The organism is Micromonospora sp. LOL_024 (assembly GCF_048060415.1).
In the GTDB taxonomy this organism is placed as follows: domain Bacteria; phylum Actinomycetota; class Actinomycetes; order Mycobacteriales; family Micromonosporaceae; genus Micromonospora.
Genome location: NZ_JBHMIS010000002.1, coordinates 267,511 through 289,585 on the forward strand (window position 1 = coordinate 267,511; position 22,075 = coordinate 289,585).

The 22,075-nt window shown below is 72.9% G+C and carries 22 protein-coding genes; 10 read left to right on the plus strand and 12 right to left on the minus strand.

Translation table 11 applies throughout. From position 1 onward, the window contains the following. Window positions 1-20 precede the first annotated feature (20 nt). Both recG and ACFHWY_RS05075 read right to left on the minus strand, forming a co-directional pair. Window positions 21-2,225 carry an ATP-dependent DNA helicase RecG gene (gene recG, locus ACFHWY_RS05070; protein WP_416578896.1) on the minus strand — a complete coding sequence of 735 codons (2,205 nt, stop codon included), beginning with the start codon at window positions 2,223-2,225 and terminating at the stop codon, window positions 21-23. Beyond that, window positions 2,222-3,889 carry a DAK2 domain-containing protein gene (locus tag ACFHWY_RS05075; RefSeq protein ID WP_416578897.1) on the minus strand — a complete coding sequence of 556 codons (1,668 nt, stop codon included), beginning with the start codon at window positions 3,887-3,889 and terminating at the stop codon, window positions 2,222-2,224. Before ACFHWY_RS05075 ends, recG begins: the two co-directional genes overlap by 4 nt. 225 nt (window positions 3,890-4,114) lie before the next feature. On the opposite strand from ACFHWY_RS05075, the gene rpmB reads away from it, so the two are divergent. After that, a complete protein-coding gene (gene rpmB, locus ACFHWY_RS05080; RefSeq protein ID WP_416578898.1) occupies window positions 4,115-4,306 on the plus strand; it encodes a 50S ribosomal protein L28 in 192 nt (63 codons plus the stop codon). A 97-nt stretch (window positions 4,307-4,403) separates the two neighbouring features. Here rpmB and ACFHWY_RS05085 read toward each other — a convergent pair whose 3' ends face one another. Together ACFHWY_RS05085 and ACFHWY_RS05090 are read right to left on the minus strand one after the other, a co-directional pair. After that, on the minus strand, window positions 4,404-4,871 hold the full coding sequence (locus ACFHWY_RS05085; RefSeq protein ID WP_416578899.1) for a GNAT family N-acetyltransferase: 468 nt from the start codon (window positions 4,869-4,871) through the stop codon (window positions 4,404-4,406). A gap of 53 nt (window positions 4,872-4,924) precedes the next feature. Beyond that, on the minus strand, window positions 4,925-5,863 hold the full coding sequence (locus ACFHWY_RS05090; protein WP_416578900.1) for a thiamine-phosphate kinase: 939 nt from the start codon (window positions 5,861-5,863) through the stop codon (window positions 4,925-4,927). A 144-nt stretch (window positions 5,864-6,007) separates the two neighbouring features. Here ACFHWY_RS05090 and ACFHWY_RS05095 point away from each other — a divergent pair, with 144 nt between their 5' ends. Then, entirely contained in the window at window positions 6,008-6,241 is a 234-nt protein-coding gene (locus ACFHWY_RS05095) for an Lrp/AsnC ligand binding domain-containing protein (RefSeq protein WP_013284547.1), read from the plus strand. Next, a complete protein-coding gene (locus ACFHWY_RS05100) occupies window positions 6,242-6,865 on the plus strand; it encodes a DUF3515 family protein (protein WP_416578901.1) in 624 nt (207 codons plus the stop codon). Between the two features lie 48 nt (window positions 6,866-6,913). Here the strand turns inward: ACFHWY_RS05100 and ACFHWY_RS05105 are convergent, their stop codons facing one another. Both ACFHWY_RS05105 and ACFHWY_RS05110 read right to left on the minus strand, forming a co-directional pair. Next, complete coding sequence (locus ACFHWY_RS05105) at window positions 6,914-8,020, minus strand: D-alanine--D-alanine ligase family protein (RefSeq protein WP_416578902.1); 1,107 nt, start codon at window positions 8,018-8,020, stop codon at window positions 6,914-6,916. A gap of 146 nt (window positions 8,021-8,166) precedes the next feature. Further along, window positions 8,167-8,397, minus strand: a complete 231-nt coding sequence (locus tag ACFHWY_RS05110; protein ID WP_416578903.1) for a hypothetical protein — start codon at window positions 8,395-8,397, stop codon at window positions 8,167-8,169. A gap of 274 nt (window positions 8,398-8,671) precedes the next feature. Here ACFHWY_RS05110 and ACFHWY_RS05115 point away from each other — a divergent pair, with 274 nt between their 5' ends. Both ACFHWY_RS05115 and ACFHWY_RS05120 read left to right on the plus strand, forming a co-directional pair. Then, complete coding sequence (locus ACFHWY_RS05115; protein WP_416578904.1) at window positions 8,672-9,517, plus strand: helix-turn-helix domain-containing protein; 846 nt, start codon at window positions 8,672-8,674, stop codon at window positions 9,515-9,517. 4 nt (window positions 9,518-9,521) lie between these two features. Beyond that, window positions 9,522-9,722, plus strand: a complete 201-nt coding sequence (locus tag ACFHWY_RS05120) for a DUF397 domain-containing protein (protein ID WP_416578905.1) — start codon at window positions 9,522-9,524, stop codon at window positions 9,720-9,722. A gap of 61 nt (window positions 9,723-9,783) precedes the next feature. On the opposite strand, the gene ACFHWY_RS05125 is transcribed toward ACFHWY_RS05120, so the two are convergent. Genes ACFHWY_RS05125 through ACFHWY_RS05145 form a run of 5 tightly spaced genes read right to left on the minus strand, consistent with a single transcriptional unit; the run spans window position 9,784 to window position 14,594 of the window. Then, on the minus strand, window positions 9,784-10,848 hold the full coding sequence (locus ACFHWY_RS05125; protein WP_416578906.1) for an ROK family protein: 1,065 nt from the start codon (window positions 10,846-10,848) through the stop codon (window positions 9,784-9,786). A 38-nt stretch (window positions 10,849-10,886) separates the two neighbouring features. Next, window positions 10,887-11,705 (minus strand): putative protein N(5)-glutamine methyltransferase, encoded by an 819-nt coding sequence (locus ACFHWY_RS05130; RefSeq protein WP_416578907.1) that lies wholly within the window; start codon window positions 11,703-11,705, stop codon window positions 10,887-10,889. Next, on the minus strand, window positions 11,705-12,862 hold the full coding sequence (locus tag ACFHWY_RS05135; protein WP_416578908.1) for a cystathionine gamma-lyase: 1,158 nt from the start codon (window positions 12,860-12,862) through the stop codon (window positions 11,705-11,707). The genes ACFHWY_RS05130 and ACFHWY_RS05135 overlap by 1 nt, the downstream gene beginning before the upstream one ends. 8 nt (window positions 12,863-12,870) lie before the next feature. Beyond that, complete coding sequence (locus tag ACFHWY_RS05140) at window positions 12,871-13,869, minus strand: NAD(P)H-dependent glycerol-3-phosphate dehydrogenase (protein WP_416578909.1); 999 nt, start codon at window positions 13,867-13,869, stop codon at window positions 12,871-12,873. Then, on the minus strand, window positions 13,866-14,594 hold the full coding sequence (locus ACFHWY_RS05145; RefSeq protein WP_416578910.1) for a lysophospholipid acyltransferase family protein: 729 nt from the start codon (window positions 14,592-14,594) through the stop codon (window positions 13,866-13,868). The genes ACFHWY_RS05140 and ACFHWY_RS05145 overlap by 4 nt, the downstream gene beginning before the upstream one ends. Window positions 14,595-14,721: 127 nt before the next feature. Here ACFHWY_RS05145 and cofC point away from each other — a divergent pair, with 127 nt between their 5' ends. Genes cofC through ACFHWY_RS05170 form a run of 5 tightly spaced genes read left to right on the plus strand, consistent with a single transcriptional unit; the run spans window position 14,722 to window position 19,856 of the window. Next, entirely contained in the window at window positions 14,722-15,351 is a 630-nt protein-coding gene (gene cofC / locus ACFHWY_RS05150; RefSeq protein ID WP_416578911.1) for a 2-phospho-L-lactate guanylyltransferase, read from the plus strand. A gap of 23 nt (window positions 15,352-15,374) precedes the next feature. Then, complete coding sequence (locus ACFHWY_RS05155) at window positions 15,375-15,572, plus strand: cold-shock protein (RefSeq protein ID WP_416578912.1); 198 nt, start codon at window positions 15,375-15,377, stop codon at window positions 15,570-15,572. 53 nt (window positions 15,573-15,625) lie between these two features. Continuing rightward, window positions 15,626-17,917: an RNA degradosome polyphosphate kinase gene (locus ACFHWY_RS05160; RefSeq protein ID WP_416578913.1), complete on the plus strand. Its 2,292-nt coding sequence runs from the start codon at window positions 15,626-15,628 to the stop codon at window positions 17,915-17,917. Window positions 17,918-17,940: 23 nt separating this feature from the next. Then, window positions 17,941-18,990: a CHAD domain-containing protein gene (locus ACFHWY_RS05165; protein WP_416578914.1), complete on the plus strand. Its 1,050-nt coding sequence runs from the start codon at window positions 17,941-17,943 to the stop codon at window positions 18,988-18,990. Next, on the plus strand, window positions 18,984-19,856 hold the full coding sequence (locus ACFHWY_RS05170) for an NUDIX hydrolase (protein WP_416578915.1): 873 nt from the start codon (window positions 18,984-18,986) through the stop codon (window positions 19,854-19,856). The genes ACFHWY_RS05165 and ACFHWY_RS05170 overlap by 7 nt, the downstream gene beginning before the upstream one ends. A 219-nt stretch (window positions 19,857-20,075) precedes the next feature. Here ACFHWY_RS05170 and ACFHWY_RS05175 read toward each other — a convergent pair whose 3' ends face one another. Continuing rightward, window positions 20,076-22,007 carry an endonuclease/exonuclease/phosphatase family protein gene (locus tag ACFHWY_RS05175; RefSeq protein WP_416578916.1) on the minus strand — a complete coding sequence of 644 codons (1,932 nt, stop codon included), beginning with the start codon at window positions 22,005-22,007 and terminating at the stop codon, window positions 20,076-20,078. Between the last annotated feature and the right edge of the window lie 68 nt (window positions 22,008-22,075).

Sequence of the window (22,075 nt, forward strand, 5' to 3'; positions counted from 1 at the left end):
GCGCGCCGGCTGGCGCGCCCTCAGCCTTTCTCGAGGTATTCGGCGCGGTCCTCGTCGACAAACGCGGCGACCGAGGCCGCCAGCGCCGGATGGCGGACCAGCGCCGGATCCTCCTCGACCAGAACGATCGCCTCCGCCCGCGCGTCCCGGATCAGGTCGGCGTCGCGCAGCAGCGACAGCAGGCGCAGGTGTGACCGCCGACCGGACTGGGCGGCGCCCAGCACGTCGCCCTCCCGACGCTGCTCCAGATCCAGCTCGGCGAGCTTGAACCCGTCCGTGGTGGACGCCACCGCGTCCAACCGGTCCCGAGCACTGGTGCCCTCGGCCGCCTCGGTCACCAGCAGGCAGATCCCCGGCGCGCTGCCCCGGCCCACCCGGCCCCGCAACTGGTGCAGCTGGGACACGCCAAACCGGTCGGCGTCGAGCACGATCATCACCGTCGCGTTGGGTACGTCGACGCCGACCTCGACCACCGTCGTGGCGACCAGGACGTCCAGGTCGCCACCGGCGAAGGCCCGCATCACCGTGTCCTTCTCGTCGGCCGGCAGCCGGCCGTGCAGGGCGCCGATACGCAGGCCGTGCAGCGGCCCCTCGGCCAGCAGCGGGGCGACCTCGGTCACCGCCAGCGGCGGTCGCCGTCCGGTGTCGTCGGTCGCCGGCGGCTCCTCGTCGGCCCCGGAACTTTCTTCGCCGATACGCGGACAGACCACGTACGCCTGGTGACCGGCGGTGACCTCCTCGCGCAGCCGCCGCCAGGCGCGGTCGAGGAAGGCCGGTTTCTCGGCGGCCGGTACGACGTGCGAGGCGATCGGCGAACGGCCACGCGGCAACTGGGACAGGGTGGAGATCTCGAGGTCGCCGTAGACCGTCATGGCCACCGTGCGGGGAATCGGAGTGGCGGTCATCACCAGCACGTGCGGCGGCTGCTCCGCCTTGGCGCGGAGCGCGTCCCGCTGCTCCACACCGAAGCGGTGCTGCTCGTCGACCACCACCAGACCGAGATCGGCGAAGTCGACTCCCTCGTAGAGCAGCGCATGGGTGCCGAGCACGATACCGGCACTGCCGTTGGCGACCTCGGCCAGCGCCCGGCGCCGAGCCACCGCGCCCAGTGAGCCGGTGACCAACTCCACCCGGGTGGCCTGGTCGGCGGCGCCCAGCTCGCCGGCCTGAGCGAGCGGGCCGAGCAGGTCGAGCATGCCGCGGTAGTGCTGGGCGGCGAGTACCTCGGTGGGGGCGAGCAGCGCGGCCTGCCCGCCCGCGTCGACCACCTGGAGCATCGCCCGCAGGGCCACCACGGTCTTGCCAGAGCCCACCTCACCCTGCAACAGGCGGTGCATCGGGTGGCCGGTGGCCAGGTCGGCCGCGATCTCGACACCCACGTCGCGCTGCCCGGAGGTCAACTCGTACGGCAACCGGGCGTCGAACGCGTCGAGCAGGCCGCCCTGGCGCGTTGGTCGGGGGCGCGCCGGCGAGGCCGCGGCGTCGCGCTTGCGCCGCACCAGGGTCACCTGCACCGCGAACGCCTCGTCCCACTTCAACCGGCGGCGGGCGCGGTACAGCTCCTCCCGGCTGGACGGCCGGTGGATCTCCCGCAGCGCGGAGTCGAGACCGACCAGGTTCCGGCTGGCCCGCACCGTGGCGGGCAGCGGATCCGCCGGTGGCGTGACGGTGTCCAGCACCACCCGTACGCAGCGCGCGATCACCCAGGTGGGTACCGCCGCGGCGGCCGGGTAAACCGGGATGAGCGCCCCGGCGAACTCCTCGATCTGCTCGCTGGCTGCGGCCTCGGTGTCGGTCTGCTCACCGAGCAGGACGTACTCCGGCCCGTTGAGCTGCCGTTTGCTCCGGAACTCGGTGACCTTGCCGGCGAACAGGCCCCACCGGCCGGGCCGCAGTTCGCGCTCCCGCCACGCCTGGTTGCCGAAGAAGGTGAGGGTCAGTGTGCCGCCAGAGCCGTCGCCGACGGTCACCTCCAGCAGGTTGCCCCGGCGCTGGCGCATCGGGCGGACCGCGGTGCGCTGCACCTGGGCCAGCACGGTGACCTGTTCGCCGACGTCGAGGGCGCGGATGTCGGTGTGCTCGCCGCGCTCGTCGTAGCGGCGCGGAAAATGGTAGATCAGGTCACCCGCGGTATGCAGGTCGAGCTGGCCGGTGAGCGCCTTTGCGGTCTTCTCGCCGACCAGCTTCTTCAGCGGCGTGTCCAGGTCGGTCGGAACGACGGTCATTCGACACCTACCAGCAGGGGGTAGTGCGGCTGCCCACCGGCATAGGCCTGCACCTCGACGAAGGGCCAGCGGCCCGTGATGTGGGTACGCACCGCGTCGGCAAGACCGTCGGGCGCGTCGGCGCCGACCAGCAGGGTGACCAGTTCGCCGCCACCACCGAGCAGCCGGTCGACCAGCGCCGTGCAGGTGTCGACCAGGTCGGTGCCAATCAGGTGCACCTCGCCCTCGACCAGGGCGAGCACGTCACCGGCGCGGCACGGGCCGGCCACGGTCAGCGCCTCCCGGCCGGCCCGGCAGACCTCGGCGTACCGGCAGGCGCCGGCGGCCTCGGCCATCGCGATGACGTCATCGGCGAAGCGGCGTCGCGGATCGCGCACCGCGAGCGCGGCCAGCGCCTGCACCGGCGACCGGGTCGGCACCACGCTGACCTCGATCCCCAGCCGGTACGCCTCCTCAGCGACCTGGTTCGCCACCGCCTGCGCATCCGGGTCGTTGGGCAGCACCACCACGCGGGCCGCGCGGGTGGACCGCACCGCGTCCAGCAGCTCACCGGTCGAGGGATTGCCCGGCGCCACCACCGCGCCCTCGCCGGCGAGCAGCTCGGCGATCCCGGCACCGGCGGCCACCACCACGGCCGCCCGGCCGCCCTGGGCCGCCCGGCCGCCCTGGGCCGCCCGGCCGCCCTGGGCCGCGCGACTGTCCTGGCCCGCGACAGGCTCCGCCGTCACCTGGTCGACGAAGCGGGTCACCGAGATCTGGTACGGGCGACCGGCCACCACCCCTGCCTCGATTGCCGCGCCGACGTCGTTGACGTGCACGTGCACCTGCCAGGTGCCGCCGGTTGTGCCGCCGTCGCCGACCACCACGAGGGAGTCGCCGAACCCGTCGAGTGTGTCACGCATCTGCCGTACCGCCTCGGGCTCGGCGTCGAGGAGGAACTGCACCTCGTAGGCGTACTCCGGGGAGCCTGTCTCCCGGGCGGCGCCGGCTGGCGGCGGCGCCGCCCGGGGCATGGTCGCGGCACGGGCCGGGACCTCTCCGGTGACCACCTCGACCAGCGCGTCCAGCAGCAGGCAGAGCCCTCGCCCACCGGCATCGACCACGCCGGCCCGGGCCAGCGCCGGCAACTGCTCCGGCGTGCGAGCCAGGGCCGTGGCGGCGGCGCCGGCCGCCGCCCTGACCACCACCGGAAGGTCGTCGCTGGTCGTGCGCTCGGCCGACTCGGCCGCCGCGGCGACCACCGTGAGCAGGGTGCCCTCCACCGGTCTGGCGACCGCCGCGTAGGCCGCGCCGGTGGACGCTCGCAGTGCGGCGGCCAACGCCCGGCCGCGCACCTGGGGAACGGTGGCAAGCGTGTCGGCGAGCCCCTGCAGGATCTGCGACAGGATCACCCCGGAGTTGCCCCGCGCGCCGAGCAGGGCACCCCGGGCCATCAGGCGCAACGCGTGCCCGTGCGGTGTCCGGGTGCCGGCCGCGTGGGTGTCGAGATCCATCGCGAGGGCCTGTTGGGCCGAAGTGAGGGTGAGTACCAGGTTGGTGCCGGTGTCGCCGTCGGGCACCGGGTAGACGTTGAGGTCGTCGATCTCCCTTTGGTGCCGCTTGAGCACGGCCAGCCCACTGGCGCACCAGCTGCGCACGGCGGCGGCGTCGAGGGTGTCCAGCACGGTGGAAGCCTACTGGCGTACGCTGACGGGCGTCGGACGCCCGGGCTGTCCCGCGCCGTGCGGGTCCCGGGCCGGCTCGGCCCGCGGCCATCGACGCGCCCGTCCGGCGCGTTGTCGCGGCAGAGCCCGGTTGGGCAGGCGAATCTGGTATCGGGTAACCTGGCCAGGTTGCCCGGGCGGCGCCTGGCGGCGACTTCATGAACGTTCAAATCCCAGGAGTATCCCGTGGCTAGCGTGTGTGACGTCTGTGGCAAGGGGCCGGGCTTCGGCCACAACGTGTCCCACTCGCACCGGCGGACCAACCGCCGCTGGAACCCGAACATCCAGTCGGTGCGCACCTCGGCCGGTGGTGGCACGACCAAGAAGCTGAAGGTCTGCACGTCCTGCATCAAGGCGGGCAAGGTCACCCGCGCCTGACGCGGCAGCACCGCTACTTCGACGCCGACGGTGCCGGCGGGCCACGGGTCCGCCGGCACCGTCGTGTCCGCACCCCTGCTGGACGTCGGGAGGGCGTCTAGAGGGTGCGACCGAACGACAGGCAGCCGGGCTCGTCGGCGTAGTAGCCGAAGTTCGGGATCCGCTCGTAGCCGGCCGCGGTGTACATGGCGATCGCCTCGGGCTGCCGGTCGCCGCACTCTAGGATGATCCGCTTGCGGCCGTGTTCGCCCGCCGAACGCTCGATCGCGGCGAGCACCGCGCGGGCCACGCCGCACCCCCGGGCCTGCGGCGCCGTGTACATCCGCTTCAGCTCGGCGGTGTGGATCTCGGCACCGTGACTGCGCCAACCGCCGCAGCCGATCGGCTGCCCGTCGAGGTGGGCGACCAGGAACGTCCCCGACGGCGGGGTGAACTCGCTGGCGTCTACCGGGGTCTCGTCGCCGCTGCCACCGTACCGGCCGCCCAGGTCGGCCAGCGCGGCGGTGATCAACTGCTGCGCCACCGGCGAGTCGAACGGTACCGGGTGGATCTCGATCTGCTGCACCTGTGCAGGGTACGACGTCGGGCACCTCGCACCGGAAAGCGGCGGGCGGCCGATCAGCGGAAGTGGTCCCAGCCGGCCGGCCCTTCGAACGGGCGGCCGTCCACGGTCACGCCGGAACCCGCGGCGACCCGACCGATCGGCCGCCACTGCGGTGGCAGCGCCGTCGCCGGGGGAAAGGTCGCGGTCAGCGCGTGGTCGTCCCCACCGGCCAGCAGCCAGGCGTACGGATCGACGCCGAGCGCCTGGGCTGCGTCGCGCATCTGCGGCGGCACCTCGAAGGCGTCCCGGGAGAGGTCGACGGCCACCCCGCTGGCCTTCGCCACGTGCCCGAGATCGGCGAGCAGACCGTCCGAGACATCGATCATGGCGGTGGCGCCGAGCCGAGCGGCCAGCGGCCCGGCCGGGTAGGGCACCTCGGGCCGCCGGTACGCCTCGACCAGCAGCCGCGGCGTACGGAAACCACGGGAGAGCACCGTGAACCCGGCCGCCGCGTATCCGGTGCGACCAGCCAGGGCGACCGCGTCGCCGGGACGGGCGCCGGCCCGGGTCACCGGCGCTCGCCCGCCCAGGTCACCGAGCGCGGTCACGGCGATGGTCAGGGTGGGGCTGGCCGACATGTCCCCGCCGACCACGCTGGCGCCGACACCGGCCGCCTCGGTGCCGAGTCCGTCGGCCAGCTCCTCCACCCAGCCGGTCGCGACATCGGCCGGCACGCAGAGCGCCACCAGCAGGGCGGTCGGATCGGCTCCCATCGCCACCACGTCGGCCAGGTTCGCAGCCGCCGCCCGGCGGCCGATGTCGTGCGCGCCGGACCAGTCTCGGCGGAAGTGCCGCCCCTCGACCAGCACGTCCGTCGTGGCGACCACCCGCGCGTCCGGCGCCGCGACCACCGCGGCGTCGTCACCCGGACCGAGCAGCACCGTGGACCCGTACGTCAGGCGGGCGGTCACCCGGTCGATCAGACCGAACTCGCCGACGCCCGCGACGCTCACGACGACACCCCGTCCCGCCTGATGGTTCCCTCGCTCCGCTCGCTCACCGCTTCTCCTTGACCACCGATAGGGATTAGCCCTGGTCCGTAAGGTACTTTCTCCCTTCGGGCCGCCTGGCAGGCGGCGACGGAGGGAGGTCGAGTCGTGGTACAGGCGTACATCCTCATCCAGACAGAGGTCGGCCGGGCACGTGACGTGGCCGGTCTCATCGCGGATCTTGCCGGCGTTGTCCGCGTGGACGCGGTCACCGGGCCGTACGACGTGGTGGTGCTCACCGAGGCGAACACCGTCGACGAACTGGGCAAACTCATCGTCAGCAAGGTGCAGATGGTGCCCGGCATCACCCGTACCCTCACGTGTTCGGTGGTGCGCCTCTAAGTGGGCAGGCTCTCCGAGTCCCCCCTCGCCGAGGCCGACCGGCCGGGCGCCGGGACGGCCACGGGACGCACGAACCGCAGCGCGGCGCTGATCGCCACGGCGGTGGCCCTTCCGGTGACGCTGCTGGTCGGCGCGCTCGCGTTCGCCAACCTCGCGCCGGACGCCCCGGCCGCCGACCCGAACCCGTCGCCGACGACGCCCCAGGCGCGGTCCACGATGCCGGTCGAGATGGCCGCGCCGGCCCTGGCCGAGCGCCCGGCCGTCGTCTGCCGAGCCCTGCTGTCGCAGTTGCCCGCGACCATCCGCGAGCTGCCCCAGCGGCCGGTCACCGCCGGCCCCGAGCAGAACGCCGCATACGGCGACCCGGCGCTGACGGTCGCCTGCGGCGGCACCGAGCCCGAGGTGGCGCCCGACGACCATCTCGTGCTGGTCAACTCGGTGTGCTGGTACGCCGTGGAAGGACCCGACGACACCGAGCTGACCACGGTCGACCGGGAGAGCGCGGTGACCGTGCGGGTGCCGCACTTCTACGGCGAGGCGTTGCAGTGGCTCTCCCCGATCTCCAGGACCGTGGCCGAGTCAATCCGATCAGCCGCCCCGGCACCCTCCGGCTGTACCTCCTGACCGGCCCACCACCCGCCCGTCCCCGCCCGCGAAGGGACGCAGGTGGGGTCAGCGGTGGTCGGGGCCGCGGGTCAGGGCGGTGCGGAGGAGCCGGTCGATCAGCTTCGGGTACTCCAGGCCGGCCGCCGCCCACATGCGGGGGAACATGGACGTCGGCGTGAAACCGGGCATGGTGTTGAGCTCGTTGAGATAGACGTCCATTTCCGGGGTGACGAAGAAGTCGGCCCGGGCCAGCCCGGCGCAGTCAAGTGCGGTGAAGGCACGCACGGCATGGTCGCGTACCTGCCGGGTGACCGGCTCCGGCAGGTCGGCCGGGATGTCGTACTCGCAGGCGGACTCGGCGTCGATGTACTTGGCCTCGAAGTCGTAGAACTCGTAGTCGCCGACCACCCGGACCTCGGCCAGCACCGAGGCTTCCGGCACGCCGCCGGCCTCGCCCTCCAGCACACCGCACTCGATCTCCCGGCCGACGATCGCGGCCTCGACCAGCACTTTGCTGTCGATCGCCCGCGCGGCGGCGACCGCCGCGTCCAGATCGGCCCAGTCGGTGACCTTGCTGACGCCGAAGGAGGACCCGGCCCGCGAGGGCTTGACGAAGACCGGCAGGCCCAACCGCCGCTTGTCCGCCTCGCTCAGCGTCGTTCCGCTTCGCAGCACCGCGTACGGGCCGACGGGGATACCTTCGGCGGCGCAGAGCTTTTTGGTGAATTCCTTGTCCATGGCGGCGGCGGAGGCGAAAACCTTCGCTCCGACGTACGGGATGCCGGCCATCTCCAGCATGCCCTGGATGGTGCCGTCCTCGCCGTAGGCGCCGTGCAGTACCGGAAAGACCACATCCACGTCGGCGAGCGCCCGCGGCCCCCCGGTCGGGTCGAGCACCAGCAGTCCGCTGCCGGTGGGGTCGGCCCGCAGCACGATGTCCGTACCGGACTCGGCGGTGATCTCCGGCAGCTGGCGGGAGTTGATCGCCAACTGGCTGGGATCACCGCTGGTGAGCACCCACTGGCCGGCCCGGGTGATACCCACCGGCACCACCTCGAACTCGTCCGGGTCCAGGGCACCGAGCAGGCTGCCGGCGCTGACGCAGGAGATGCCGTGTTCCGGGCTACGGCCGCCGAAGACGATCGCCACGCGGGTCTTGCCTGGGGTGGTCACTGCGGTCACCTTTCCGGGACGCACTGCTGGCGCTCTCCCGAATGACCTTACTGTGCGTGGCGGGTGCGGGTAGCCCATACCCTGCGGGAACGCGGCACGGCCGCATTCCGTCAACGCATCATATACGGTGCGTTATCGGACGCGCCCTAGCTGGCCAACTCGCCGTACGCGTGCCGCCGGCCGATGGCGATCACCTTGACCCGCTGCCGGCCGGCCCGCACCATGCCCAACGCCATGAACGCCCCGGCGATCCGGTCGGCCGCCTCCCGGCTGCTGGCGCCGACCACCTGGCGGCGGCGCTCGGGGGCGGCCCGCTCGTTGCGACCGTCCATCTCGTTGGGACGAACGTCGGTCAGCACCACCAGGAAACGCGTCATCGCCGGCCGACCCGGCGTTCACCGATACTCCGCTGACCAGTTCGCACGTCGATTCCCTTCCGGCAGCCGACAACTGATGCGGCACACGGCGGTCGGGTACGGGGGAAAACCCGACCGCCGCGTGCCCCATCCCCTCCGGTCGCTCACCACCACCGTCGCCACGACAACCGGCGGTGAGGACGCGCTAACAGACTGACAGCTCCATGGGCATGAATGCAACTCTCACCGACGTTCTCTCATGTACAGGTTCCCAAATACGTGCGACCATCGATACATGGCTCCGAAGACCGCACGCGCCCGTCGGTTGGGCATCGCGCTGCGCCACCACCGTGAGGCCGCCGGCCTCACCCTGGAGGCCGCGGCAGACGAGATCAACAGCACCCGCAGCACGCTCTCTCGCTACGAGAACGCGCAGACCCTGGTCAACCCGGCCACCGTGCGCGCCCTGCTCACCCTCTACGGAGTCGACGCGGACGAGGTCGCGGCTGCCGTCGGACTGGCCAAGGACGCGCGCAAACCGGGCTGGTGGGTGTCCTACTCCTACCTGCTCGACCGGCGCACCATCGACTTCATCGCGCTGGAAGCCGAAGCCACCGGCATCGCCAACTTCGAGCCCTCGGTGGTGCCGGGCCTGCTGCAGACCGCCGACTACATCCGGGGCGTCATGCGCGGCGGCCCGCACACCCTCAGCGACAACGACGTCGAAGAGCGGGTGCACCTGCGGCTCGACCGGCAGCAACGCCTCACCGGTGAGGACCCGCCGATCTTCGACGCGATCCTCGACGAGGCCGCCCTGCTACGCCCGGTCGGTGAGGAGTCGGCGACCGAGGCCCAGCTGAGCCACCTACTCAAGGTGGGCGAGCTGCCGAACATCACCGTCCAGATGATCCCACTGGCCGCCGGCTACCACCGGGGCACCCGAGGTTCACTGCACATCCTCGAGTTCGCCGACCCGGAGGATCCGATCATCGCCTCCGTGGAAACGGTCGCCGGGCAGATGGTGCTCGACCGTCCCGGCGACCTGCGTACCTGCACCAAGATCATGGAGCATCTGCGAACGGTCGCGCTCAGCCCGGCGGCCAGTCGCGAGGCAATCTTCAAACTCCTGAAGGGACGGTAATGCGATGACACCGATGACCGAGGTGGCGGTGGCCGGGTACGGCTGGCGCAAGAGCAGCCACAGCGGCGACGAGGGAGCCTGCGTGGAGGTGGCTGTCGTCCCCGGGACGGTAGCCGTACGCGATTCCAAGGATCCGCACGGCCCGCTGCTGATCTTCCCGCCGGCAGCGTGGTCCGCCTTCGCCCAGTCGCCGCCCATGCACTGAACCACACCAGGAATCACCCCCAGTGCCGCTGACCGGGCCGGTAAGGGCACCGCCGGCCCGGTCAGCCCGACGGTACGTCGCCGACCAACGGCGGCGGCGCCGGCACGGCGCGTACCGTCTCCAGCGCAGCGAGAGCGGCACCCCGGGCACCGGCCATGTCACGCTCCGGCACCAGGGCGAAGGTGGCCAGCGCGGCCTGCTCGGCCCGGAGCACGGTGTGCTCCCGCACGGTCGCCAGGAACCAGTCGCGGAACTCCGGCGCCGTCTCCACCACCCCACCACCCACGAAGTACGCGTGCGGATCGGTGAAGTTGGCCGCCACGGTGAACAACGCGCCCAGCGCCCTCGCCTGCTGGCCGAAAATCTCCCGGCCCAGTTCGTCGCCCCGCTCGCCGTAGCCGCGGACCAGTTTCGCCGCCCGACCCGGCGGCTCGGTGGCCAGCGGGTGCCCGGGAAAGCGGGTCAGCCAGTACGGCAGCAGGTTGCGCTCGATCGCGGTCAGCGAGGCGAGGCTCTCCGCGTCACCGGCGAAGCCGCAGGCGCAGCTCGGAACGGGCTGCCCCGGCGCCAGCACCTCCGTCAGCGGAATGTGCACGTGCCCCAGCTCGCCGGCCATCCCCGCCGCACCAGCGATCACCCGGCCGTTCTCGACCAGTCCGCCGCCGAGCCCGGTGCCGACGATCGCCGACACCGACGATCGCCGCATCGCGTCGGCGCCGAAATAGACGTGGTGGGCGTAGAGCGCGGCGGCGTTGCCGTCGTTGTGGTAGACCACCGGCAGTCCGAGCCGGTGCGCCAGCGCCCCCCGGACGTCGTAGCCCCGCCAGACCGGCTGGGAGAAGTTCGTGGACCCCTTCGACGAGATCACCCCGGTCGCGCTGGCCGGACCGGGCGTGTCCAGACCCACCGCCCGGACCAGCTCGCGGGCCACCCCGGTGCGGGTCAGCACGCGCTCGAAGGCGTCCGCCATCGCCGCCACCGCCGCCACCGGTCCGGCCTGCACCCGGCTCGGCGTCTCGACCAACCGGTCGACCAGGAACCGCCCGTCCAGCGTCAGCACGGTGGTGTTGTTGCTCGTACCGCCGTTGTCGATCCCGACGACCACCGGCACCGTTGCGCTATCCACCCGAAATTCGCCTCCCGCCGTCACGACCTGACGTGAGGCTAGTTCTCGTCCGGCCCGCCCGCCACGGCAGTCCGCCGACAGGCCGTCATCGCGGTGGCGTCCAGGGCTCCGTCGTTGGCCACCGCCGGCACCAGTCCGGCATCGGTCAGCACCGCGCGAAATTCGTCGACCTGCGCCTCGCCGACCTCCACCACCAGGTGTCCGCCCGGCGCCAGCCAATTCGACGCTCCGGCGGCCACCCGACGCAGCACGGCCAGGCCGTCAGGCCCGCCATCCACGGCCACCGAGGGCTCGTAGCCGCGCGACTCCGAGGGCATCAGAGCGATCGCGGCCGTCGGCACGTACGGCGCGTTCGCCACCACCAGGTCCAGGCTGCCGCGCCAGGCAGCCGGCAGCGGACCGAACAGGTCGCCGGCGAAGACCGGCACCGCCAGCGCGGCCAGGTTCCGCCGCGCGCAGGCCACCGCCACCGGGTCCAGGTCGACCGCGGCCCGCAGCCGGGGCGCGACGAGCCGGCGCGCCAATGCCCTGGTCACCGCGCCGGAACCACAGCACAACTCCACCACCGTGGCCGCCGGCCCGGTCACCGCGGCGGCGGCCGAGACCAGCAGGGCGGTGCGCGCCCGGGGCACGAAGACTCCCGGGTCGACGCCGATCCGTTCCCCACAGAACTCCGCCCAGCCGAGCAGGTACTCCAGCGGCTCACCGGAGACCCGCCGGTCGACCAGCCCCGCCAACCTCGCCGGGCTGCCGGCCGCCGCCACCAGCAGCCGCGCCTCGTCCTCGGCCCAGACGCAGCCGGCCCGCCACAGCCGGCCGACCAGGGCGTCGTGCTCGGCCGGGGAGACGGACATCATCAGGCGGCAGCGTCCAACGCGGCCGTGACGTCGGCGACCAGATCGACGGTGTCCTCCACACCGCAGGAGAGCCGGACGAAACCGGGCGCGGTGTCGTCGCCCCACTGTGCCCGCCGGTCAGCGGTGGTGTGCAGGCCACCGAAGGAGGTCGCCGCCGCGACCAGCCGGGCCGCGTCGAGGAACCGGGCGACCCGCTCGGCGCTGCCGAGGTCGAAGGAGAGCACCCCCGGCATCCGCCGCAGCTGCCGCGACGCCACCGGGTACGCCGGGTCGTCCGGCAGGCCGGGCCAGCGCAGCCCGGACACGTCGGCGCGGCCGGACAACAGCCGGGCGAGCGCTTCGGCATTGGCGCTCTGCCGGCCCAGCCGCAGGTCGAGGGTGGCCAGCGACCGGTGGGCCAGCCAGGCGTCGAAGGCACCCGGCACCGCGCCGGTCACGGTCCGCCAGCCGGTGACCTTGTCCAGCAGCTCCGTCGACCGGGTCGCCAGGTAGCCGAGCAACAGGTCGGAGTGGCCGGTCATCGCCTTGGTGCCGGAGGCGACGACCAGGTCGGCACCGAGGTCCAGCGGACGCTGCCCGAGCGGGGTGGCGGTGGTGTTGTCCACGGCCAGCAGGGCACCGGCGGCGTGCACCCGCACGGCCAGCGCCGGCAGGTCGACGACGTCCAGTCCGGGGTTGGCCGGCGTCTCCACCAGCACCAGGCGCGCCCCGTCGAACGCGGGGTAGGGCCCGGCAGTCGGCGCGAACACCACCCGAACGCCATTGCCGGCCAGGGTGTCGGTGGCGAATGCGCGTACCGGGAAGTAGCCGTCGGCCGGCAGCACCACCGTGTCGCCGGCCCGCAGCACCGCGAGCAGCAGCCCGGTGATCGCCGCCTGACCGCTGCCGAAGACCCGGCAGGCACCGCCCTCCAACTCGCCGATCGCGGCCTCCAGCAGCCGCCGGGTCGGGTTGTCGGGGCGCCCGTACCCGTCGGCCGCCGCCGTCGGCCCCTGCCAGGGGTCGAGGTGGTACGGCGCGGCGAAGACCGGGCCGGGCAGGAAGGGCGCGCCGGGTGTGGGCTCGGGCAGGCCGGCGCGTACGCACCGGGTGCCGTCGCCAGTCACGGGATTCAGCAGCTCGTGCTGCTCTGGTGCGCCGTACTGGTTCTCGCTCATGGTGCTGTTCACTCCGGCTTCGTGGTGCGGCTCATCAGGGCCTGGACGGCACGCCGTGGGTCGACACCCTCGTGGCAGACCAGTTCGACCTGCTCGGTTATCGGCATTTCCACGCCGCGCGCGCGGGCCAGGTCCCGGATCGCCAGCGCGCTCTTCACCCCCTCGGCGGTCTGCCGGGTGGCCACCCGCGCCTCCTCCAGGGTGGCGCCCCGACCCAGGTGCTCCCCGAAGGTGCGGTTGCGTGCCGACGGCGACGAGCAGGAGGCGACCAGGTCGCCCATGCCGGCCAGGCCGGCGAAGGTGAGCGGGTCCGCGCCGAGAGCGACCCCGAGCCGGGCGGTCTCGGCCAGCCCGCGGGTCACCAGCATCGCCCGGGTGTTGTGGCCGAAGCCCATCGCGGTGGCGATCCCGTACGCCAGGGCGATCACGTTCTTCACCGCCCCGCCCAGCTCGCAGCCGATCACGTCGTCGTTGGTGTAGGGACGGAAGTACGGCGTGGTGATCGACCGCTGCACCAGCGTGGCGCGCTCCGAGTCGGTGCAGGCCACCACCGTGGCGGCCGGCTGCTCGGCGGCGATCTCCGGCGCCAGGTTCGGGCCGGAAACCACGACCACCCGGTCCGCCGCCACCCCGGCGGTCTCGACGATCACCTCGCTCATCCGCTTGGTGGTGCCGAGTTCGATGCCCTTCATCAGGGAGACCAGGGTGGCGTCGGGGTGCAGGTGCCCGACCCATTCGGCGAGGTTGCCGCGCAGCGTCTGCGAGGGCACGGCCAGCACCACCATCTCGGCACCCTTGATCGCCTCCACGGCGTCGATGGTGCCGGTGACCCGCCGTGGCAGCACCGCCCCCGGCAGGTACTCCGGGTTACGCCGCTCGGCCCTGATCACCTCGGCGATCGGCCGCCGCCGCGCCCAGATCGTCACGTCCCGGCCGGCGTCGGCCAGCACCTTCGCGAAAGCCGTCCCCCACGACCCCGCCCCGAGCACCGCCACCTGGCCGCTCACGCCGCCGCCTCCGGATCGGTCCTCGCCCGGGTGGCCCGCTGCCACAGCGGTGGCGGTGTGCCGCCCCGAATCTCGGCGAGCATGTCCCGCAACCGCAACATGATCACCTCGGTCATCTCCTCAAGCACCTGCCGGCTCGGTCTGGCCCCGGCCCAGCGACTCAGGTCGATCGGCGGCCCGGCCACCACGGTCACCGGAATCCGGGGTCGGGGGTTGATCCGGGCGCGACGCGGATCAAAGATCTGTTCCGGCCCCCACATCGCCAGCGGCACCACCGGGACACCGGTGGCCAGCGCCAACCGGGCGGCTCCGGTCTTGCCCTTCATCGGCCAGAGATCCGGCTCACGGCTGGTGGTGCCCTCCGGATAAATGATCACCGCGCCGCCTTCGTCGAGCGCCTTCACCAGGGCATCCAGCGACTTCACCGCGTCGACCGAGCCCCGCTCGACGGGAATCTGCCGGCACCGGTGCAGGATCCAGCCGATCACCGGCACCTTGAACACACTCGCCTTGCCGAGGAACTGCGGCCACCGCCCAGCGTCGTAGACGAAGTGCGCCGAGACCAGCGGATCGGCGTGCGAGATGTGGTTCGGCACGATGATCACCGGACCGTCCCGGCGCAGATGCTCCATGCCCAGCCAGGTACGCCGGGTCCATACGGTCATCACCGGCTTGATCAGCACCACGGCGAACCGTTGCCAGAACCCCAGCCTCCGCCGAACCACCGTGCCTCCTCGTGCCCGCCCCACCCGCCACCGGAGAAGTCCGGTGAGGTCCGCAGCCGAAATCATGCCTGCTCGCCCCGGGTACGGCCAGTGAGGGTACCGCCGTCGGGCTGGCAGGATGACAGGTGTGACTCAGCCGTGGACCGTGGTGCTGCCGGTCAAACGCCTGGCGAACGCGAAGACCCGGCTGCGTGGCGGGCTGCCGGGCGTACCGCACGAGGAGCTGGCGCTCGCCCTGGTCGCCGACACCATGGACGCGGTGCTGGCCTGCCCGGGAGTGGCAGAGGTGTTGGTGGTCAGCGACGAAACCCGGCTGGGTCGGCTGGCCCGGCGCCCTGGTGTCCGGCTGCTGCCGGACGTCGCGGACGCCGACCTCAACGCCGCGTTCCGGCACGGCGCGGCCGGCATCACCGGGTGGGTGGCGGGGCTCACCGCCGACCTGCCCGCGCTGCGCCCGGTCGAGCTGGCGGCGGCGCTGTCGACGACACTGGCCGGCCCGCCCGGCGTACGCCGGTTCGTGGCCGACGCGCCCGGTACCGGCACCGTGCTGCTGACCGCCCCGCCGGGTGTGCCGCTGGATCCCCGGTTCGGCCCGTATTCGGCTGTCGCGCACGCGGCGAGTGGAGCCGAGCCGCTCACCGGCGACTGGCCGAGTCTGCGGCGCGACGTGGACACCGCCGAGGACCTGGCGGTGGCGGCGCGCCTGGGGCTCGGGCCGCGCACCACGGCGCTGGCCGCCGGCTGCCTGACGGGCTGAAACCGCCGGTGTACGGTGCTGGCATGCAGGGCACGGTGGCGACCTTCGACGCGGCGACCCGCAGCGGACTGCTGCTGCTCGACGACGGGACGGAGCTGTCCTACCCGGCGCGGGCGTTCGACGCCTCCGGGCTGCGAATGCTCCGCCTCGGCCAGCGGGTTCGGGTGGAAACTGACACCACCGGGGCCGTCGTACGCGTGACACTCCCGACGATGACCTGACAAACCGCTGCAAGTTCATTTTGCGTTAACCGTGATCGGGTGATTATGAGCAGGTGAGCACCCCTCGCGAACACCTCGCCCGCCCCGCCACCGACGACCCCACCCGCCGTGACGGAGGCCGCCCTCGGGGGGCCGACGGGCGATTCCTCACCCGCCCACCCGTTTCCGACGAGATGTCGGACACCGAATCGGCAGCCGCCTCGGCGGGTGTGGAGGAGGTGCTGGACCCGGGGGCCGAACCGGGCCCGCCGCAGCCCACCGACGAGCCGCGGTCCGCCCCCGTCCTGCCGGAGGACCGCTTCCTCAACCGGGAGCTGTCCTGGCTCGACTTCAACGCCCGGGTGCTCGCCCTGGCCGAGGACCAGCGCAACCCGCTGCTGGAGCGGGCCAAGTTCCTGGCCATCTTCGCCAGCAACCTCGACGAGTTCTACATGGTGCGGGTGGCCGGGCTGAAGCGCCGACTCTCCGCCGGCCTCCCGGTCCGCGGCGGCGACGGGCTGCCGCTGCGTACCCAACTGGCGCTGATCGCCGAGAAGGCCGCCGCCCTGGTGACCCGGCAGGCTGCCTGCTACGTCGACGACCTGCTGCCGAAGCTCGCCGTCGAGGACATCCGGGTGCTGCGCTGGTCCGACCTCGGCGACCCCGAGCGGGAACGGCTACGCACCTACTTCCGGGAGCACATCTTCCCGGTGCTCACCCCACTCGCGGTCGACCCGGCACACCCGTTCCCGTACATCTCGGGCCGATCGCTCAACCTGGCCGTGTCGGTGCGCGACCCGGACGGCGGACCCGAACTGTTCGCCCGGGTGAAGGTGCCCAACAACGTGCCCCGCTTCGTCCGGGTCGACCGGGACCAGCCCGGCGTCCGCATGCTGCCGGTGGAGGATCTCATCTCGGTGCACCTCGGCCAGCTCTTCTCCGGCATGCAGGTGGTCGAGTGCCACCTGTTCCGGGTCACCCGTAACGCCGAGGTTGAGGTCGACGAGGACCGCGACGAGGATCTGCTCCAGGCCCTGGAGCGGGAGCTGGCCCGGCGCCGGTTCGGCCCGCCGGTACGGCTGGAGGTGGCCGCCTCGATCTCCGACCACATGCTGGAACTGCTCGTCCGGGAACTGGACATGGACACGCAGGACGTGCTGCGGGTCCGTGGCCTGGTCGACCTCTCCGCGCTGTGGCAGGTGTACGGCGAGGCCGACCGGCCGGACCTCAAGGAGCCGCCGTTCGTGCCGGCCACCCATCCCCGGCTCGCCGAGGGCGAGGTGCCGCGCAGCGTCTTCGCCACCCTGCGCGACGGCGACGTGCTGGTGCACCACCCCTACCACTCCTTCGCCACCAGCGTGCAACGCTTCGTCGAGCAGGCCGCCGCCGACCCGAACGTGCTGGCCATCAAGCAGACGCTCTACCGCACCAGCGGCGATTCGCCGATCGTGGACGCGCTGGTCGAGGCCGCCGCCGCAGGCAAGCAGGTGGTGGTGCTGGTCGAACTGAAGGCGCGCTTCGACGAGGTGGCCAACATCGGCTGGGCCCGCACCCTGGAGCGGGCCGGCTGCCATGTGGTCTACGGCCTGGTCGGTCTGAAGACGCACTGCAAGACCGCCCTGGTGGTACGTCAGGAGGGCAACCAGATCCGGCGCTACTGCCACATCGGCACCGGCAACTACCATCCGAAGACCGCGCGTCTCTACGAGGACTTCGGCATGCTCACCGCCGACCCGGAGATCGGCGCCGACCTGACGGACCTGTTCAACGTGCTCACCGGATACAGCCGGCAGACCGCGTACCGGCGGCTGCTGGTGGCGCCGCAGGGCATCCGCAGCGGACTGATCGAACGCATCGAACGGGAGATCACCCACGTCCGACTCGGCATGCCGGGGCTGGTGCAGTTCAAGGTGAACTCGCTGGTCGACGAGGAGCTCACCGACGCGCTGTACCGGGCTTCTCAGGCCGGTGTGCACGTCGATCTGATCATTCGTGGGATGTGCACCCTGCGGCCCGGGGTGCCCGGGCTCTCGGAGAACATCCGGGTCCGCTCGATCCTCGGCCGCTTCCTGGAGCACTCCCGGGTGTTCCGCTTCGGCAACAACGGCGATGCCGAGTTCTGGATCGGCTCGGCGGATCTGATGCACCGCAACCTGGACCGGCGGGTGGAGGCCCTGGTCCAGGTCAGCGACCCGGTGGCCCGGGCAGAACTGGATCACGTCTTCGGCGCCGCGATGAGTCCTGACGTCGACGCGTTCGAGCTGTCCGGCGACGGTGCCTGGACGCGGCGCGGCGGCCCGCCGGAAACACCCCTGACCCACCTGCAGGTTCTGCTGCTGCGCCGCGTCGGCAGCGCGGCCGGCTGAGCGCCCGGGCATAGGCTGAGCAGATGGTCGAGGAGGAACGGAAGTTCACGGTGGAGCCCGAGTGGCTCATGCCAGACCTCTCTCCCGCCGCCCCGGCCGGCGGGAGCCTTCGTGGGCTGCCGCCGGCCACCCTGGTTGCCACCTACCACGACGCCGTGGACCTGCGGCTGGCCCGGGCGGGTGTCTCGCTGCGCCGCCGGGAGGGTGACGAGCTGCCGTGGACGGTGAAGCTGCCCACCGGCAGCCCCGGTGTCCGGCACGAGATCTCCCGGGCCGGCGCGGCCCACGCGGTACCGGCGGAGCTGGTCGAGCCGGTCACCGTCGTGCACCGGGGCGCCCGACTCGCCCCGGTGGCGATGGTACGCACCGTCAGGCACGGTCACGAGATCCTCGACCGCGCCAGCACCGTACTGGCCGAGGTGGTGGACGACCAGGTCACCGTGCTCGACGCCGAGGGCGCCGGCACCGGCGGGTTCCGTGAGGTGGAGGCGAAACGCAAGGCGGGCGACGTCGACCTGCTCGACCGGCTCACCCTGGCCGACGTCGACGAGGCGCTTCGGTCACCGAGGTATCCGGCCCTGGTGGACGCGCTGGTGCTGGCCGCCCGGGCGCCGCGCTTCACGCCCCGGGCGGAGTTGCCGGCCAACCGGGTGCTGCCCCGGCTGGTGGCCCGCCCGTGGCGACGACTGGCCGGCACGGCGAGAAAGCCGGGCGGCGTGGCGCTGCTCGATCCCGCCGGGCCAGACGAGCAGTGGCACACCGTACGCAAACAGGGCAAGCAGGCCCGCTCGGCGGTGACCGCGGTCGCCCCGGTGCTCGGCGGGGACGCGACGAAGCTGGCCCGGGCGCTGGCGAAGGTGCAGAAGCTGTTGGGCGAGCACCAGGACGCGGCCGTGGCGGCGCAGACCTGGCGGGCGGTGGCCGAGGCCCGACCCGCCGACCATGAACTGGCCGTGACCGCCGGCCGGCTGCTGGAACGCGAACGCGCCGCTGTTCGCCGGGCCCGGGCCGACTTCCCGTACGCCTGGCGGCGGGCCAGCCGGCGGCGACGGACCCGGTGGCTGGCGTGGTGAACACCATCCGGGCCGCCGGCGGCGTGGTGTGGCGACCCGGGCCGAGCACGAGGAGCCAGGTGTGCCTGGTGCACCGCCCCCGGTACGGCGACTGGTCCCTGCCGAAGGGCAAGCTGGAGCCGGGAGAACATCCGCTGGTCGCCGCCGCCCGCGAGGTCGCCGAGGAGGCCGACGCCCAGGCGGTACCCGAACTGCGGCTGCCGTCCGCGCGGTATGTCAGCGAGGGCCGGGCCAAGGTGGTCGACTACTGGTCGATGAGGGCGGTGGGCACCGGTGGTTTCCAGCCGGACACCGAGGTCGACGACGTGCGCTGGCTGGACGTCGACGAGGCGGTGGCCCTGGTCAGCTATCCGCACGACGCTGAGGTCCTCGCCGCGTTCGCGGCGCTGCCGCGGGTCACCGCGACGCTGCTACTGGTCCGGCACGGGCATGCCGGCAAGCGGCTGGCCTGGACCGGGCCGGACACGGCTCGGCCACTGGATGCTCGTGGCTGGTCCGAGGCGTACGCGCTGGCGCCGCTGATCGGGCTGATCCGCCCGGCCCGGCTGCTCTCCGCCTCGCCACGCCGCTGTGTGCAGACCCTGGATCCGGCGGCAGCCTCGCTGGACCTGCCGATCGAGGTGTGCGGGGACCTCGACGAGCCGCTCGCCGGCCAGCAGCCTGACGAGTGCGTGCTCGCCGCCGCTGCCCGCCTGGCCGCACTGGCTGGCGTCGGCGAGTCGGCGACGGTGTGCAGCCAGGGCAAGGTGATCCCGGGTGCCCTGGAGCGGCTCGCCGGGCAGTGCGGCGACTACACCACGGACAAGGGCGGCGGCTGGCTGCTCGCCTTCACCGGCGACCGGCTCGTCGCCACCGACCGTCTCTGACAAGGGCAGGGCGGGTGCTCGCCGGGTCTCGCGCCCCGGCCGGCCCCCATCGGAGCACGGCAGCCGGCCTCGACGGCCACGGAACTCCACCTCTTCACGCGGTCCGCGCCGACAGCAGCCGAGCAGGCCGAGACACCAGCGCGGCCGTGCCGAAGCACCACTGTCCACCAAGCTGCCCGCACACCACGGCGCGGCCCACGTGCGCCGCGCCGTGGTGGCTCAGCTGGTCGGCAGCGTGAGGGTGACGGCGACCGGCAGGTGGTCGCTGGCGGTGCTCCGCACCGCGACGGGGCTGGTGGCGACCAGGTCGGGCGAGACGAAGATGTGGTCGAGCTGCTCTCGCGGGTCGTCGGCGGGGCTGGTCGGCAGCGGACGGGCGGGTCCGAAGGCGTCGACCAGTCCGGCACTGGTGAGGGCGGTGAACGCCGGGTCGCCCGGCTCGGTGTTGAGGTCACCGGCGACCACCAGCGGCAGCCCGTCCGCGTACCCGGTGGCGAAGTCGGCGACCGCCCCGGCCTGGACCACCGGATCCGCGCCGGGCGGCGGCTGCAGGTGGGTGCTCACCACGGCCAGGCGTACGCCCTCACTGAAATCAACGGTGACGCCGAGCGCCTGCGCCCCGATGGGCGCGCCCACTGCGGGAAGCTGGCGGGTCCGCGCACGCTGCACCGGCCAGCGGCTGAGCACGGCGTCTCCCCAGAACGGGCCGGCGGCCGGCGCGAAGACGTAGGGCATCTCCAGCCGGGCGGCGAGCAGGTTCAGTGTGTCGTGCCCACCGTTGAGCAGCCAGCCCCGATCGACCTCGCTGAGCACCACCACGTCGGCCTCTTCGACCGCCCGGTCGAGGCCGGCCAGGTCAAGGCGACCGTCGAGGCCGAAGCCCATCCTGATGTTGTACGCCACCAGCCGCACCTGTTCCGGCGGACCGTCCCGGTTGCTCGCCACCAGCCACGGCCCGTGCATCCAGGCCGCGAGAAAGCCGATGAGCGCGGCCAGGGCCGCCAGCCGCAGCGGGACCCGGGCCGGCGCGGCGGGTTGCGGCCCGGCGGACGGCACCCGGGCGCCGTCCGCCTTGCCAGCGGCCCGCAGGGCGACCACCCCGATCAGGGCTGCCACCACCGCCGGCAGCCACCCGTTGGGGTAGCCGATGTCGTAGGCGGCGTAGAACAGCACCACGGCGACGGCGAAGACGAGCATCCCGCCGACCGCCGCGTACCCGCGTCGGACCGGGTTCCGGTCGGTGGCGCGCCCCGCCGCCGGCGCCTCACCGGCAAGGGCGAGGCAGCCACCCAGGCCGGCCGCGGTGAGCAGCACGGCGAAGGTGAGCAGCGCCGGCGGTCCGTACCCGAACAGCACGGCCCCGGCAACGAGCAGCGACGGCGGCAGGGGACGCCACCGGCGGCCGAGCGGAATCAGCGCGGCCAGCACGAACAGCGCCGCCGCGGCCCCCAGGGGTGCCAGTGCGAACGGTGGCGGCCCGGCAGTGCCGGCCTCCCCGTACCAGAACGACATCGCGGTGCTGGCGACCGCCGGCGACAGTGCGACCATGCCGGCGAGCAGCAACGCGGGGCCGGCGAGCAGCCAGGCCGGGCCGCCGGAATTGGGATGGGCACCGACCGGCACAGCCGATCCGTGGCGACGCGCGAGGGTCCCCTCGGCGACGACCAGTGACACCACCAGCACGATGCTGGCCACCCACGCCGCCCAGTGTTCCCTCCAGAGAAGGTCGTACGTGCCGAGCAGGGCATGACCGAGCGCGCCGGCGGTCAGCCCCAGCGCCAGTCCGGGCACCGGACGTTCGACCCGGACGGCGGTGGCGGCCAGCCACGCCAGACCGGCGAGCAGTCCGGCGGTGGCCAGCCAGAGTTGGGCGCGACCGCCGGGTGCGGCGGTGAGGGCGAGGCGGGCGGCACCGAGCAGCGCTGCCGCCGCGACACCGACGAGGTGGGGGCCGATCCGCGCGACGAGGGCGGGTACGGCGAGCGCGAGTACGAACCAGCCGAGCGTGAACGCACCGAGCAGTTCGGCCGGCGTCGACGCGGCCTGGCCGAAGATGGTGATGACCGAGGGCAGAAAGACCCGCAGCATGTCGGTCAGGACGACGAGGCCGAGCGCCAGGGTGACGGTGTTGAGGCGACGAAGGCTTGGCACGGTTCTCTTTTCTCCGAGGGGTCGTGCTGCAATTCTGAGCTGAGTGCCGGGCCCGCCACCGTCAACCA